This window comes from Neisseria sp. HMSC064D07 (assembly GCF_001837185.1).
Lineage (GTDB): Bacteria > Pseudomonadota > Gammaproteobacteria > Burkholderiales > Neisseriaceae > Neisseria > Neisseria flavescens_C.
This window is the reverse complement of record NZ_KV831677.1, coordinates 105,087-118,861: the sequence shown is the minus strand read 5'-3', so window position 1 is coordinate 118,861 and position 13,775 is coordinate 105,087. Positions and strand designations below refer to the sequence as shown.

The 13,775-nt window shown below is 48.6% G+C and carries 17 protein-coding genes, 1 other RNA gene and 1 pseudogene; 15 read left to right on the top strand and 4 right to left on the bottom strand.

Translation table 11 applies throughout. The features are described from left to right. Window positions 1-91: 91 nt before the first annotated feature. The 4 genes and pseudogenes from HMPREF2608_RS04740 to HMPREF2608_RS11030 all read left to right on the top strand — a co-directional run. A complete protein-coding gene (locus HMPREF2608_RS04740; RefSeq protein WP_070826156.1) occupies window positions 92-1,192 on the top strand; it encodes a conjugal transfer protein in 1,101 nt (366 codons plus the stop codon). 86 nt (window positions 1,193-1,278) lie between these two features. Beyond that, window positions 1,279-1,794, top strand: coding sequence for a low molecular weight protein-tyrosine-phosphatase (locus HMPREF2608_RS04735; RefSeq protein ID WP_084824568.1), 516 nt, complete (start codon window positions 1,279-1,281; stop codon window positions 1,792-1,794). 70 nt (window positions 1,795-1,864) lie between these two features. After that, window positions 1,865-2,569: an MIP/aquaporin family protein gene (locus tag HMPREF2608_RS04730; RefSeq protein WP_070826155.1), complete on the top strand. Its 705-nt coding sequence runs from the start codon at window positions 1,865-1,867 to the stop codon at window positions 2,567-2,569. Between the two features lie 46 nt (window positions 2,570-2,615). Beyond that, a pseudogene (locus HMPREF2608_RS11030) lies at window positions 2,616-2,735 on the top strand (low molecular weight phosphotyrosine protein phosphatase); the annotation flags it as partial. A 94-nt stretch (window positions 2,736-2,829) separates the two neighbouring features. Here the strand turns inward: HMPREF2608_RS11030 and metW are convergent. Continuing rightward, on the bottom strand, window positions 2,830-3,411 hold the full coding sequence (gene metW / locus HMPREF2608_RS04725) for a methionine biosynthesis protein MetW (RefSeq protein WP_070826154.1): 582 nt from the start codon (window positions 3,409-3,411) through the stop codon (window positions 2,830-2,832). Beyond that, window positions 3,408-4,547: a homoserine O-succinyltransferase MetX gene (locus HMPREF2608_RS04720; protein ID WP_070826153.1), complete on the bottom strand. Its 1,140-nt coding sequence runs from the start codon at window positions 4,545-4,547 to the stop codon at window positions 3,408-3,410. The genes metW and HMPREF2608_RS04720 overlap by 4 nt, the downstream gene beginning before the upstream one ends. 116 nt (window positions 4,548-4,663) lie before the next feature. Between HMPREF2608_RS04720 and HMPREF2608_RS04715 the strand changes: the two genes are divergently transcribed. Then, window positions 4,664-4,864, top strand: coding sequence for a protein MIGRI (locus HMPREF2608_RS04715; RefSeq protein ID WP_070813918.1), 201 nt, complete (start codon window positions 4,664-4,666; stop codon window positions 4,862-4,864). 68 nt (window positions 4,865-4,932) lie between these two features. On the opposite strand, the gene nadE is transcribed toward HMPREF2608_RS04715, so the two are convergent. Next, window positions 4,933-5,721, bottom strand: coding sequence for an NAD(+) synthase (gene nadE / locus HMPREF2608_RS04710; protein ID WP_070813917.1), 789 nt, complete (start codon window positions 5,719-5,721; stop codon window positions 4,933-4,935). A gap of 102 nt (window positions 5,722-5,823) precedes the next feature. On the opposite strand from nadE, the gene HMPREF2608_RS04705 reads away from it, so the two are divergent. The 3 genes from HMPREF2608_RS04705 to efp are packed head-to-tail and all read left to right on the top strand — an operon-like array spanning window position 5,824 to window position 7,894. Continuing rightward, complete coding sequence (locus HMPREF2608_RS04705) at window positions 5,824-6,102, top strand: hypothetical protein (RefSeq protein ID WP_003747149.1); 279 nt, start codon at window positions 5,824-5,826, stop codon at window positions 6,100-6,102. A 31-nt stretch (window positions 6,103-6,133) separates the two neighbouring features. Further along, window positions 6,134-7,291: an elongation factor P maturation arginine rhamnosyltransferase EarP gene (gene earP / locus HMPREF2608_RS04700; protein WP_070826152.1), complete on the top strand. Its 1,158-nt coding sequence runs from the start codon at window positions 6,134-6,136 to the stop codon at window positions 7,289-7,291. Between the two features lie 42 nt (window positions 7,292-7,333). Next, window positions 7,334-7,894 carry an elongation factor P gene (gene efp / locus HMPREF2608_RS04695; protein WP_070826151.1) on the top strand — a complete coding sequence of 187 codons (561 nt, stop codon included), beginning with the start codon at window positions 7,334-7,336 and terminating at the stop codon, window positions 7,892-7,894. Window positions 7,895-7,953: 59 nt separating this feature from the next. On the opposite strand, the gene HMPREF2608_RS04690 is transcribed toward efp, so the two are convergent. Next, the gene (locus HMPREF2608_RS04690) at window positions 7,954-8,553 is read right to left on the bottom strand and encodes an MlaC/ttg2D family ABC transporter substrate-binding protein (protein WP_070632918.1); all 600 of its coding nucleotides are present in this window, start codon (window positions 8,551-8,553) and stop codon (window positions 7,954-7,956) included. A 165-nt stretch (window positions 8,554-8,718) separates the two neighbouring features. On the opposite strand from HMPREF2608_RS04690, the gene HMPREF2608_RS04685 reads away from it, so the two are divergent. The 7 genes from HMPREF2608_RS04685 to HMPREF2608_RS04655 all read left to right on the top strand — a co-directional run bounded on the left by HMPREF2608_RS04685 (window position 8,719) and on the right by HMPREF2608_RS04655 (window position 13,677). Beyond that, window positions 8,719-8,934, top strand: coding sequence for a tautomerase family protein (locus tag HMPREF2608_RS04685; protein ID WP_070826150.1), 216 nt, complete (start codon window positions 8,719-8,721; stop codon window positions 8,932-8,934). A gap of 84 nt (window positions 8,935-9,018) precedes the next feature. Next, window positions 9,019-10,233: a pyridoxal phosphate-dependent aminotransferase gene (locus tag HMPREF2608_RS04680; RefSeq protein WP_070826149.1), complete on the top strand. Its 1,215-nt coding sequence runs from the start codon at window positions 9,019-9,021 to the stop codon at window positions 10,231-10,233. A gap of 113 nt (window positions 10,234-10,346) precedes the next feature. Next, window positions 10,347-10,709: a transfer-messenger RNA gene (ssrA, locus tag HMPREF2608_RS04675) on the top strand. 278 nt (window positions 10,710-10,987) lie between these two features. Then, window positions 10,988-12,211, top strand: a complete 1,224-nt coding sequence (locus HMPREF2608_RS04670; protein ID WP_070826148.1) for a tyrosine-type recombinase/integrase — start codon at window positions 10,988-10,990, stop codon at window positions 12,209-12,211. Window positions 12,212-12,242: 31 nt separating this feature from the next. Next, window positions 12,243-12,611 carry a type II toxin-antitoxin system RelE/ParE family toxin gene (locus tag HMPREF2608_RS04665; protein ID WP_070826147.1) on the top strand — a complete coding sequence of 123 codons (369 nt, stop codon included), beginning with the start codon at window positions 12,243-12,245 and terminating at the stop codon, window positions 12,609-12,611. After that, a complete protein-coding gene (locus tag HMPREF2608_RS04660; RefSeq protein WP_049228382.1) occupies window positions 12,608-12,919 on the top strand; it encodes a helix-turn-helix domain-containing protein in 312 nt (103 codons plus the stop codon). Before HMPREF2608_RS04665 ends, HMPREF2608_RS04660 begins: the two co-directional genes overlap by 4 nt. Before the next feature lie 35 nt (window positions 12,920-12,954). Next, window positions 12,955-13,677: a hypothetical protein gene (locus HMPREF2608_RS04655; protein WP_070826146.1), complete on the top strand. Its 723-nt coding sequence runs from the start codon at window positions 12,955-12,957 to the stop codon at window positions 13,675-13,677. Window positions 13,678-13,775: the final 98 nt, after the last annotated feature.

Sequence of the window (13,775 nt, the reverse complement as noted above, 5' to 3'; positions counted from 1 at the left end):
TATCGCCATTTGAATTTCATGTATTAACAAGCACACCGACTGACTAAATTGCTATAATCGCCACACTTACAACACAACACTTCAAACCGTCATGAAAACCTTTGTTCTTCCAGATACCCGCCCTTATCCGCAGAGCCCTATCAAAAACTACCTTCTGCTCAATGCCTATCAGCTGGCGCACAACTCCTCCTCCGCATCACGCAAGCTTTCGGCCGGCCAACTGCAAACCGAAATCCGCACCATGCTCAGCCAAAACCATTACATCAACCTTTCATTGGCGATGACCATGGCCCCCGATGTCGGCACTTACACCAGCCTGATTCAAAGCGTGGGCGAAGTCTTAAAAGCAGAAAACGATAACGAAGCCCAATGGTTTGCCCTGCCTGTCGTTTTGGTCGCCGGTTGCAAAAAAGAACAAACCCTGCCGCTCACGCTGCCTACCGAAGCCCTCTTTTCCTGCCTGCAAAACTACCCGAACCTGCGCACCCTCACGCAAAACACGCAATGGCTGCCTTACCTCGTCCAATCTACCGACTTGAGCAGCGTTACCCCGGGCGACTGGTTCCAAGCCAAGCAAAACGATGAAGCGGCAGGCGCATTCCTGCAAAAATTCGAATACAAACCATTGATGCTGCCCGAAGGTCAATCCGTCCATGTTGTTTACGCGCTGGGCTACGGCAATAAAGACATTCAGACGGCCTTGGGCCTCAACCTGCAACAGGCAGGTCTGCCATTGATGCAGGTTTGGCAAGAACATCTCGCCCTCGACGGCGTTACCCTCTTTACCAACCCGCTCTCGCCCAATACACCGCTTGACGCGCTTACCGACGGCAGCCACACCCGCCAACGCATGGCCATGGACGTTTTTGCCACCAACGCCATCCGCGCCATCCGTATGCAAAGCCCGCGTGTCGGCGTTGTTGCCGCAGCGAAAGCGGACGGTAAGCTCCAGTTCAGCTTCAACGCGACAGACAGCGCGTTTGAAATCGTTCCACAGACCTTCACTTGGGAGCTGGCCTCAACCGACAATATCGCCATCGTGCAGCAAAACTTCCTCGACCTGATGGCAGAATGCCGAATCGAGCACCTCTACCTGCTGCATAACCCACTGGGAGAAAACGAGAACATCCCTACTTATGCCCAAGCGTTGAAACTGGAAGGCCATAATCCTTTCTTCAGCAATGTAAACTAAATTGAAAATGCAACACGCCAAGGCCGTCTGAAAACGGTTTAGCGTGTTGCATTTATTTTCAAACCTTACCGCTCATTTTCACGCATATGAAAACCCACAAAATCCTTTTCGTCTGCCTCGGCAATATCTGCCGCTCCCCCATGGCCGAATACGTCCTGCGCCATCGCGCCCGCGAAGCAGGCATGGACAATGCCATCATTACGGCCAGCGCAGGCACATCAGGTTGGCACGATGGGGAAGACATGCACGAAGGCACGCGCCGCGCACTCAAGCAACACGGCATCGACCCGTCATGCTTTACCAGCAGCAAAATCAAACCCAGCGATGCCGAACATTTCGACTACATCATCGTGATGGACGACAACAATCTCAGAGAAACTGAAAAACAGCTCGGTTTCCACCCCGGCAAAATCTTCAAACTGACCGACCTTCGTCGTACCAACCACATGCTTTTCATGCGTGATAGCTTGGACAGCATCGTTGAGCCAGTTTTGAATGAAATGGGACGATTCTATGACTGGACTGAAGAAGAAAAAGCCGCTTACCGTGCTGATGTCGAAGCAGCTCTTGCTAACAATGATTTAGCAGAATTAAAAAATTAAGAAAAAATAAAAGAGGTGGAGGGCAGGACTCCTAGTCTACCCTCTCCTTCTTTTTAATGGAGACAGAAAGATGATGAATGAATTATTTGGAGAATTTTTGGGGACTTTAATCCTGATTCTTCTAGGAAATGGTGTTGTTGCAGGTGTGGTTCTTCCTAAAACCAAGAGCAACAATGCAGGTTGGATTGTGATTACTATGGGTTGGGGAATTGCGGTTGCAGTTGCGGTCTTTGTATCTGGCAAGCTCAGTCCAGCTCATTTAAACCCAGCTGTGACCATTGGTGTGGCCTTAAAAGGTGGTTTGCCTTGGGCTTCCGTTTTCCCATACATCCTAGCTCAGTTCGCAGGGGCTATGCTGGGTCAGATTTTGGTTTGGTTGCAATTCAAACCGCATTATGAGGCAGAAGAAAATGCAGGCAATATCCTGGCAACCTTCAGTACTGGACCGGCCATCAAGGATACAGTTTCTAACTTAATCAGTGAAATCCTTGGCACCTTTGTTTTGGTATTGACAATCTTTGCTTTGGGGCTTTATGATTTTCAGGCAGGTATCGGCACCTTTGCAGTGGGGACTTTGATTGTCGGTATTAGTCTATCACTAGGTGGGACAACAGGTTCTGCCTTGAACCCTGCGCGTGACCTTGGACCTCGTATCATGCACAGTATCTTGCCAATTCCAAACAAAGGCGATGGAGACTGGTCTTATGCTTGGATTCCAGTTGTGGGACCTGTTATCGGTGCAGCCTTGGCTGTGCTTGTATTCTCACTTTTCTAATATAGAAAATAATTATTTTGATAGAGCTTGAGATGAAAATCTCAGGATCCCCGATTCAGGGTACAACCACGTTCCCGATCCGTGGTACACAGGCGACTTTGACGAAACCTACCGTCTGGTCGATGCCGGCAGTTTGGCCTTATTGGAAAAATTGAAACAGGCTTAAATCGGCTTTAACAAAAAAAGACCGTCTGAACAGCTATCTCAAAAGCCATGCTTTCGTGATTACCTGTTCAGACGGCCTTTATTGTTCACCGTAATCAACCTACGCGATAAAACGCCAGACTGCCCAATAAATTCGGCAGATGTTTGACCTGTCGGTTGCCCGTCATGACCGCACGCTCAAGCACGCGGATTTTGTTTTTGGCGCACAATAAATCGAAGTCTTTGAGGGTACACCAATGGATATTGGGCGTATCGTACCAATGATACGGCATCCGCTCGGAAACCGGCATATGGCCGCCAATGGCGATTTGAAAGCGGTTGCGCCAGTAGCCGAAGTTAGGGAAGCTGACGATGGCCTGCTTGGCCACGCGCATCAGGCAGCGCAGGATTTTTTCCGTGTTCTGCATGGCTTGAATGGTTTGGCTCAAAACAATCACATCAAAGCTTTGATCGCCAAAAGCCGCCAAGCCTTCTTCCAAATCGGCTTGAATGACGTTTACGCCGCGGGATATAGCGGCAATCACACTGTCGGTATCGATTTCAACACCGTAGCCGGTGCAGTTTTTATGTTCCACCAACGCGGCCAACAGCTCGCCGTCGCCGCAGCCCAAATCGAGTACGCGGCTGCCTTCGGGTATCCAATCGTAAATGAGTTGCAAATCGTCGCGCAGATTCATTTTTGGCAGTCCTTGTAAACGTTGTTCATATAAGCGGCAACCGCGCGGATATAGGCTTCGTCTTCCATCAAGAACGCATCGTGGCCGTGATTGGATTTGACTTCAATGTATTGCACGGATTTTTGCGCGGCGATTAATGCCTTGACCAATTCATGCGAACGTTGCGGCGAGAAGCGCCAGTCGGTACTGAAGCTGGCAACAAAAAACTTGGCCTGCACATTCTCCACGGCGCGCGTGAGGTTGTGGCCGTAATCGGCGGCCGGGTCGAAGTAGTCAAGCGCCTTGGTCATCAGCAGATAAGTATTGGCATCAAAGCGGCCGACAAACTTATCGCCTTGATAGCGAAGATAAGATTCCACTTCAAATTCAACGCCGTAGCCATACTGATAGCCGTCTGATTTTAAATCGCGGCCGAATTTTTTACCCAAGCCGTCTTCGGCAAGATAGGTGATGTGCCCCATCATGCGCGCAATACGCAAACCGCGTGAAGGAACGGTATGATGGCTGCGGTAATTACCTTCGTGGAAATCGGGATCGGTCAAAATCGCCTGACGGGCAACATCGTTAAACGCGATGTTTTGGGTGGAAAGTTTAGGCGCGGAAGCGATAACGAGTGCGTGGGCAACCCGTTCGGGCAAAGAAATCGTCCATTGCAATGCCTGCATGCCGCCCAAGCTGCCGCCGACAACGGCCGCCCATTTTTGAATGCCGAGATAATCGGCAAGCATGGCTTGGGACTTCACCCAGTCTTTGACGGTTACAACCGGAAAATCCGCACCATATTCGCGGCCGGTTTCAGGATTCTCGGACAAAGGGCCGGTGCTGCCGTCGCAGCCGCCCAAGTTGTTCAAACCGACCACAAAAAAGCGTTCGGTATCGATGGGTTTGCCGGGGCCGACCATATTGTCCCACCAACCGGCGTATTTATCCTCCGCACTGTGCTTACCGGCAACATGATGATTGCCTGATAAAGCGTGGCAGATAAGGACGGCATTGCTTTTGTCGGCATTGAGCGTGCCGTAGGTTTCAATCATCAGGTCGAAACGAGGTAAGGTTTTGCCGTTTTCCAGAGCAAGCGGTGTGTCAAACGGAATTTTCCGGGGCGTTACAATGCCCACTGAGGCATTTGTTGTCATTTGTAATTTCCAAGTGATGCGGCAAAAGGGGTATTATAACGTTTCGTTTTTGTTTTGTGCATGAGGCTTCAGACGGCCTGCCCTAATTAGAGGCAATATTTTTGGGAGGATATGGAATGATAGGCAGGCTTTTGCGATTTTTTTTCTTTTGCGCCATCGCGGCATTGATTGTGAACCGTCTGTTCAGCCGCCAACAAAAGCGCACCATTCGGGAAATCGCCAAAATCAGCGCGTGGGTATTGCTGGGGGCGGCGGCGGCTACACTGTTTTGGTATCTAATGATGCTGTTTTTCAAGCATATGCCCAATTCTTATTGAAATAAAATATAAAAGGCCGTCTGAAAACCTTAATCCAGCGTTTTCAGACGGCCTTTTGATATTCAAACTTAAAACAGCTCTTCCGGAATCTTGCAAACCGGAATCGGATTGACTTTGTGCTGCATGGCTTTGTGCAATCGGGTATAGATTGCCAAAACTTCGCGCTGTCTGCCTTCAAAATCTTCAGGCTTGTGGCTGCCGTACACGCTCATCGCCCATTCGAGTTCGGGATAAGATGCGCCCATTTGCTCTTCATCGGTACGCTCGGTATCCCAAAGTCCGTCTGTCGGTACGGCTTTTTGAATGTCTTCCGATACGTCCAACTCGGCTGCCAGCGCGTACACTTGAGTCTTGGTCAAATCGGCAATCGGACTGATGTCCACGCCGCCGTCGCCGTATTTGGTGAAGAAACCGACGCCGAAATCTTCAATTTTATTGCCCGTCCCCGCCACCAGCAAACCATGCAGCTGGCCGTAATAATAAAGCGTCGTCATGCGCAGGCGGCTGCGTGCATTGGCCAGTGCCAGCTGTTTATTGGGAAATTCGGTTTCGCTGACGTCAACAGTATCGGCAAAAGTATCGAACGTTTGGGTCAAGTCAACACTTTGCGCTTTTACATTGGGATAACGCTGTTTCAGACGGCCCATGTGTTCTTGTGCGCGGTTGACTTGGTCGGACTTCTGACGAATCGGCATTTCCAACAACAAAACCGACAAACCGGTTTGCGCGGCAAGGGTGGAAACCACGGCAGAATCGATGCCGCCGGATACGCCGACGACAAAACCTTTGGCACGCGCCTGCTCGGCGTAATCTTTGAGCCATTGAACGATATGGCGGATGATGGCTTGGGTTTGCATAGGGATAAATGTTCGCTTCAAATAAACCGAATGATAGCCTGATTTGCACTTGTCTGAAAGACGACAGGGTATAATGTTTCTTTTATTTCTTGCACACACACCATGTCCAAACCCATCCTTCTGCGCTGGCTCGCCGTCTGCCTGATTCCGCTCGCCACCCTTTTGTGGTTTGCCCTCAACCCACCCGAAGACAAAACGCAACACCTCATCAACGGCATCATCCTTGCCTGCGAAGCCACGTTCCTATTTAAATTCGTCCTCTTTGACGTCATCAAACACCACCTCAAACAAGAGCCCGAATTGAAACGGCAAAGCATATGGATGTTTATCCCAATTGTTTTGCTGATTGTTTATTTATTCCATTATTTCGGCGCATTCTGATGGTTTCAGACGGCCTTGGGCATATTTTTCCATGAACACCACCCCACCTTATACCTGCTGGATTTTCTGCAATGTCATCGACAACTTCGGCGACATCGGCGTTTCATGGCGGCTGGCGCGTGTTTTGCAACGCGAACTCGGCTGGCAAATTCATTTATGGACAGACGACTTCCCGTCCCTTCAGGCACTCTGCCCTGACTTGGCCTCGATTCCCAATATCCATCAAGGCATCGGCATTCACGCTTGGCAAGCCGACCATGCCGAAGATACCGATACGGCCCCTACCCCCGACATCGTCATCGAAACCTTCGCCTGCGAACTGCCCGACAACGTTCAAACCATCATCCGCCGACACCAACCGCTTTGGCTTAACTGGGAATACCTCAGTGCGGAAGACAGCAACGAGAGGCTGCACTTAATGCCCTCGCCTCAGGCTGGCGGCATACAGAAATATTTTTGGTTTATGGGTTTCAGCGAAAAAAGCGGCGGCCTGCTGCGCGAATGCGATTACGCCGAATCTGCCGGATTTGATACGGAAGCCTTACGCCGACAACTCAAACTTCCCGCAAAAAATGCGCCCGAATGGCTGCTTTTCGGCTATCAAAGCGATATTTGGGCAAAATGGCTGACCATGTGGCAACAGGCCGACCAACCCATTACCCTGTTGCTGGCAGGTACACAAATCATCGCCAGCCTGAAAAACAGCGGCCCAGTGCCGCAAAACGCCCTGCTTGAAGACGGCGATGTGTATCAGAGCGAACACGTTACCCTGATCAAAATCCCTTTTGTCCCCCAACAGGATTTCGATAAACTGCTCAATCTTGCCGACGGCGCCGTCATACGCGGCGAAGACAGCTTTGTTCGCGCCCAGCTCGCCGGAAAACCTTTCTTTTGGCACATCTACCCGCAAGAAGAAAATATCCATCTCGACAAGCTGCACGCGTTTTGGGACAAAGCGCATCAGGTTTATCCGGATGTTGTCGCCACGGCACACCACCTCCTTTCCGACGAACTCAACAACGGCGAAGCACTCAGCGACAGCCAGCGCCTGCAAGCATGGCAAACCCTGACGGCACACCAAAACGAATGGCGGCAAAGCGTGGCAAAATGGCGGGACGGACTTTTTGCTCAAAAAAGTGCCGTTGAAAAACTTGCCGCCTTTATTTCAAAGCACAAAAAAATACGCTAAAATAGCGCGTTTTATTACAACCGATTTGATTGGAAAACCACAATGAAAACAGCACAAGAACTGCGCGCCGGCAACGTATTCATGGTCGGCAACGATCCTATGGTCGTTCAAAAAACCGAATACATCAAAGGCGGCCGCTCTTCCGCCAAAGTCAGCATGAAACTTAAAAACCTGCTGACCGGTGCCGCTTCTGAAAGCATTTACAAAGCCGACGACAAATTCGACGTCGTAATCTTGGCCCGCAAAAACTGTACTTACAGCTACTTTGCCGACCCAATGTACGTCTTTATGGACGAAGAATTCAACCAATACGAAATCGAAGCCGACAACATCGGCGACGCGTTGAAATTCATCGTTGACGGCATGGAAGACCAATGCGAAGTTACTTTCTACGAAGGTAACCCAATCTCCGTAGAATTGCCTACCATCATCGTTCGCGAAGTTGAATACACCGAGCCTGCCGTTAAAGGCGATACTTCCGGCAAAGTGATGAAAACCGCACGTCTGGTCGGCGGCACTGAAATCCAAGTGATGTCTTACATCGAAAACGGCGACAAAATCGAAATCGATACCCGTACCGGCGAATTCCGCAAACGTGCTTAATCAGCCCGTAACACAAAAAGGCCGTCTGAACATTCAGACGGCCTTTTTATCAATCTGCCTTATTGTTTCTTCAAGCCCTTGGCTTCGACAGTCGCAATTGTACCGTCAATGCCTTTGCTCTTAATCAGCTCGCCAAATTGGTTGCGGTATACCGTTACCAAGCTGGTACCGTCCACGCGGATGTTGTAAATCTTATACGCACCGCCGCTTTGGTAAAGCTGGTAGGCCACTTCATACTTAGTGCCTTTTTTGGTTTGAATTTCCGAGAAAACGTCAAACTTATTACCGTTTGCCGTCATCTTCGGCAACAGGCGTACATTCGCATCCGCCGCACCAATCAGTGCAGAATGCGAGTACATCGCAATCACCATATCTTTGAATGCACGGATAAAATCGGTTTTCTGTTTGGCAGAAAATTCACGCCATGGCGCGCCGACAGCCAAAGCTGAAATACGCTCATAATCCAGATAACGGTTGGCATACTGCTCAACCTGTTTCACACGTTGCGCTTCTGTCAAAGACGTGTTGCGTGCAATTTTCAACACGGTATCAATGTTCTGCTGCATCTGCTTTTGTGCCGGATGCGTTTCCGCCGCCACATAAGGCGCGGCAATTACCATCGGTGCGGCCACAATCAAAGTCTGAAGAAAACGGTTCATGACGATATCCATCCAAAATAAAACCGCATTGTAAAAACAATCTATTCCAAAAAACTTAATTCTTTGTAAAAGCAGTCATGAGCAATGAAAAATCCTGCAATCAAATTTCAGACGGCCTGATAAAAATAAGATAACATGTGAACGCTATTTTAAAAGGAAAAAGCTATGCCTTACGTTAACATCAAAGTAACCGGCGGCAACGAAGCCCCGAGTGCGGAGCAAAAAGCCGAATTGATCCGCGGCGTCACCGAATTACTCTCACGCGTTCTCAACAAAAACCCTGAGACGACCGTCGTTGTCATCGACGAAATCGATATGGACAACTGGGGCATAGGCGGCAAAAGCGTGACGGTTCTCCGTTCCGAAGCGCGCAATAAGTAAGCTTTGGCCGTCTGAAGCCCTTTTAATTTACCCGCAAAAAGAGTACATTTATCCCATTGTTAACAATTTTACGGAACACACATCATGGAGAAATTCCCCAAATCATCCAAACTGGATCACGTTTGCTACGACATCCGCGGCCCGGTTCACAAAAAAGCCCTGCAACTGGAAGAAGAAGGCAACAAAATCCTCAAGCTCAATATCGGCAATCCGGCTCCGTTCGGCTTTGAAGCACCCGACGAAATCTTGGTTGACGTTATCCGCAACCTGCCGACTTCACAAGGCTATTGCGACTCCAAAGGCCTTTACTCCGCACGCAAAGCCATCGTCCACTACTACCAAACCAAAGGTCTGCTCGACGTTACCGTCAACGACGTTTACATCGGCAACGGCGTCTCCGAATTGATTACCATGTCCATGCAAGCATTGCTCAACGACGGCGATGAAATCCTGATTCCTGCGCCTGACTATCCACTGTGGACCGCCGCCGCAACACTGGCCGGCGGCAATGTGCGTCATTATTTGTGCGACGAAGAAAACGACTGGTTCCCGAATCTGGCCGATATAGAAGCCAAAATTACGCCGAAAACCAAAGCCATCGTCGTCATCAACCCCAACAACCCTACCGGCGCAGTGTACAGCAAAGAAATCCTGCTGGAAATCGCCGAACTGGCGCGTAAACACGGCCTGATTATTTTTGCCGACGAAATTTACGACAAAATTCTTTACGATGGTGCCGTACACCATCACATTGCCGCCCTCGCCCCCGACTTGCTGACCATTACCTTTAACGGCCTTTCCAAAGCCTACCGCGTGGCCGGTTTCCGCCAAGGCTGGATGGTGCTCAACGGCCCGAAACATCATGCCAAGGGCTATATCGAAGGCCTCGATATGCTCTCCTCCATGCGTCTGTGTGCCAATACGCCGATGCAACACGCCATTCAGACGGCCTTGGGCGGCTATCAAAGCATCAACGAGTTTATCCTGCCCGGCGGCCGCCTGTTGGAACAACGCAATAAGGCATGGGAGCTGATCAACCAAATCCCCGGTGTTTCCTGCGTCAAACCGATGGGCGCGATGTATATGTTCCCAAAAATCGATACCGAAATGTACGGCATTCATGACGACATGAAATTCGTCTACGATTTGCTCGTGCGTGAAAAAGTCTTGTTCGTCCAAGGCACAGGTTTCAACTGGATACGCCCAGACCACTTCCGTATCGTTACCCTGCCGCCCGTTCATCAAATCGAAGAAGCCATGGACAAACTCAAACGCTTCTTACAAAACTACCATCAATAAACCTAAGCCAAACAGGCCGTCTGAAAAAGCAAACTGCTGTTCAGACGGCCTTTTCAATCAATCGGCAGCTTGGCAAAGCACGCTGACATGCGTATAATCGACTTTTCCTATCTGGGGGCGATCTTGGTTTCGACGGGGGTTGCAAAGCAGATGCGGGCATACCGGGGTCTCAGATTCCCCGTTAAACACTGAATTTAAATAGTCGCAAACGACGAAACTTACGCACTGGCCGCTTAAGGCCTGCCGTTGCAGCAGTTGGTCAATGGGCTGTGTAGCGTAAGCTACCGCAACGTCATTCTACATTGACTGGTTTTCTGTCGGGTTACTTGGCAAGAAACGAGATTTAAGGTAACTGGTTCCCTGAAGGCCTGTTGGTCGGCATGATGGGAACGAGATTCTAAATAGACACAACTAAGTATGTAGAACGCTCTGTAGAGGACTTTCGGACGGGGGTTCGATTCCCCCCGCCTCCACCATACCGAATTTTCAGCAGTATCCTGTAATACGCATAAAGCCTTGAGCCATAACGGTTTCAAGGCTTTTTTATTACCTTGAATATGCTGGCGTATGCTTGAGTTTTCGCAATTTATAGGGTAACTTTTGGGGTAACTTTTCAGGAATTACCCAAAAAACAAGCCCGAAAAGTGGGCAAATTAGCCCTATTTTTTTAAACAAGTTACCCCAAAAGTCCATAAAACCAATTATTAACAATGGCTTAATGAGTTTTTAAAAGTTACCCCAAACTGGATTAAAAATGCCTAAACAGACGCTGCCACTTACAGATAGCCAATGCAAAAAACTACAACCGCCGAATCAATTATCAGACGGCGGCGGGTTATATCTTCAAGCAAGGGGAAACGGCAAATACTGGCGTTTTCGTTACTACCGTCCAAGCGACAACAAACGCGATGAAATGCGACTGGGTGTCTATCCTGAAATCAGCTTAAAAGAAGCAAGAGAAAAACGCGAAGAATTGCGCGGACTGATAGCCAAAGGGATAGATCCTAAGCTGCACCAGCAAGACAAGGCACAGAGGCAGGCAGAGCAGCTAAAAAACACATTTGAGGCTATTGCGCGCAAATGGCACAGCGACCAAGTAGCAAAGCCGAATAAATGGAAGCCTGACCATGCACAAAGAGTTATCCGCAGCCTTGAGCTTCATATTTTCCCTGACCTTGCAACACGCAAAATAGACGAAATCATGCCGCTTGAGGTTTTAGGACTGTTACAGAGGCTGGAATCGGCGGGGAAATATGACACGGCACAAAAAATTTATGACGTAGTAAATCAAGTTTTCAAATATGCCGTAAAACTTCGCTTGAGCCTATTCAATCCCGCCGCCGAATTGCGGGGAGAGCTGGCAAAGGTGGAGCAGAAACATTACCGCTTCATTAAAGACCCGCAAAGGATAGGCGAAGTGTTACGGGCTTTTGACGGTTACGCCGGCTTTCCGCAAACACGCGCCCTATTACAGCTTTCCCCTTATGTATTTGCCCGCCCTTCCGAATTGCGTTTATTGCGCTGGTGTGAAATTGATTGGGAGGAGCAGCAATACTATAAAGACGGCGTAAACATGAAGAACAAGATAGACCATATTGTCCCCTTGAGCCGCCAAGCCTTAGCAATACTGGACGGCTTGAAACCTGTAACAGGGCATTATGAATATGTATTTTGTAACACCAGCAAAAAACAGCCCTTGAGTGAGGGGGCGATACGGAAAGCATTAGACCGTCTGGGATTCTTGGAAGAAACCACACAGCACGGCTTTAGACATACGGCCAGCACGATATTGAATGAAATGGGCTATAACGCCGATTGGGTAGAGCGACAACTAGCCCACAAAGACCCCAACACGACAAGGGCAGCCTATAACCATGCGGAATATTTGGAGCAACGCGCCGATATGGTTCAAAAATGGGCTGATTATCTTGATGAATTAAAAGCACATTCAGGCGTATTGCAGGAAACGGCAGAATAAACTATCATCTTAAGCATTACGAAAGAAAACCATGCGGATATTTAGAAACCAGTGGATAACGAAATTTGCCAAGAAACACAAAATCAGCGATTCCGAGCTAATAGAAGCAGTAGAGCGGGCAGGTAAAGGAGTGATAGACGCAGATTTAGGCGGCGGTGTTATCAAGCAGCGCATAGCAAGGCAAGGACAAGGCAGAAGCGGCGGTTATCGTAGCCTGATATTTTTCAGACGTGGGGAACGGGCGTTTTTCATGACTGCCTTTGCCAAGAACGACCGCGAAAACATCACGAACAAAGAACTTGCAGAATTAAAGAAAGCCGCCGCCATCATCTTGGCAATGACGGAAACCGACATAGAACAAGCCAAAGCAAACGGCACTTTCACGGAGATACAGCCATGAAATACAAAAGCGAGATTTTCGCAGCAATACATGAAACCATGCAGGGACTGCACGACATCGGCGTTATCGACAAAAAAACAATGCGCGATTTTGACAAATCATGCCTGACCGAAATCAAACCATTGAGCGGCGAAGACATCAAGGCAATCAGAGAGCGCGAAGCATTATCACAAGCCGCTTTTGCCATGTATCTAAACATCGGCAAAAACCAAGTTTCCGAATGGGAACGGGGTATTAAAAAGCCGAGCGGCGCAGCTTTGAAGCTGCTTACCATCGTCAAGAACAAGGGAATTGAGGCGATAGTTTAGGTTGTCTGAAAACTAATTTTGATATAAGGGATTATATGGGTTTTATTGCTTCTGAAATTAACAAGGAGAATGACAAATATATTTTGTTGGAAGATATTGTTTTACTGGTACAGGAATTAGACGGCGATAAACCAAGCCTTAGTGATACTGCAAAATTTCTTTTGCGAAAATATGAGGAGTATTGCATCGAAGACATCCCCTTTAGTTGTGTAGATGATTCGTGCTTTACTAAAAATATATCAGGTAAGTACAAAAAGATTAATTATAAACGCCCGTTACTTCATTTCCTAGAGTTTGTGGCACTCTACAACTGCTTTGATTGCGGTCGTTCGGAGGATAACCCTAATTGGATAAGTCAAAATGAATATTTAAATATCTATCTAACAAAAAGAGCCGTTGCCTCTTTCTTAAAAAATGAATGCGAGCTAAAAGATTTTCATGGCTGGCAAGAATTTGAACAAGAGAGCCAAGCCAAAGGCGAACAACCTGCCAATAATGAAGATGCCAAAGAAGATGCCGAACAGGCAGACCAGCCATCTGCAAACACACCGCAACAGAAAAGAGCCGAAAACATGCAAGCCAGCATCATAGCCGCCCTTGCCTGTATGTACACAAAAACAGATTGCAGCAAGCCATACGAGGCCGCCGAAACCATACGCCAAGAATGGCAAAGGCAGTCTGACAAACTGGGCAATCCCCCCAGCAAAGACACTATCGGCAAATACATTCTGCAAGGTATAGAACGCCTTTCAAACTGAATCTAATTAGAATTGAGCGACCCTAAAAAAAATCTAATTAGAACAAGCCGCCCACAGAGGCGGCTATATTTATGCCTGTCGAAACGCCAGCAACCCGC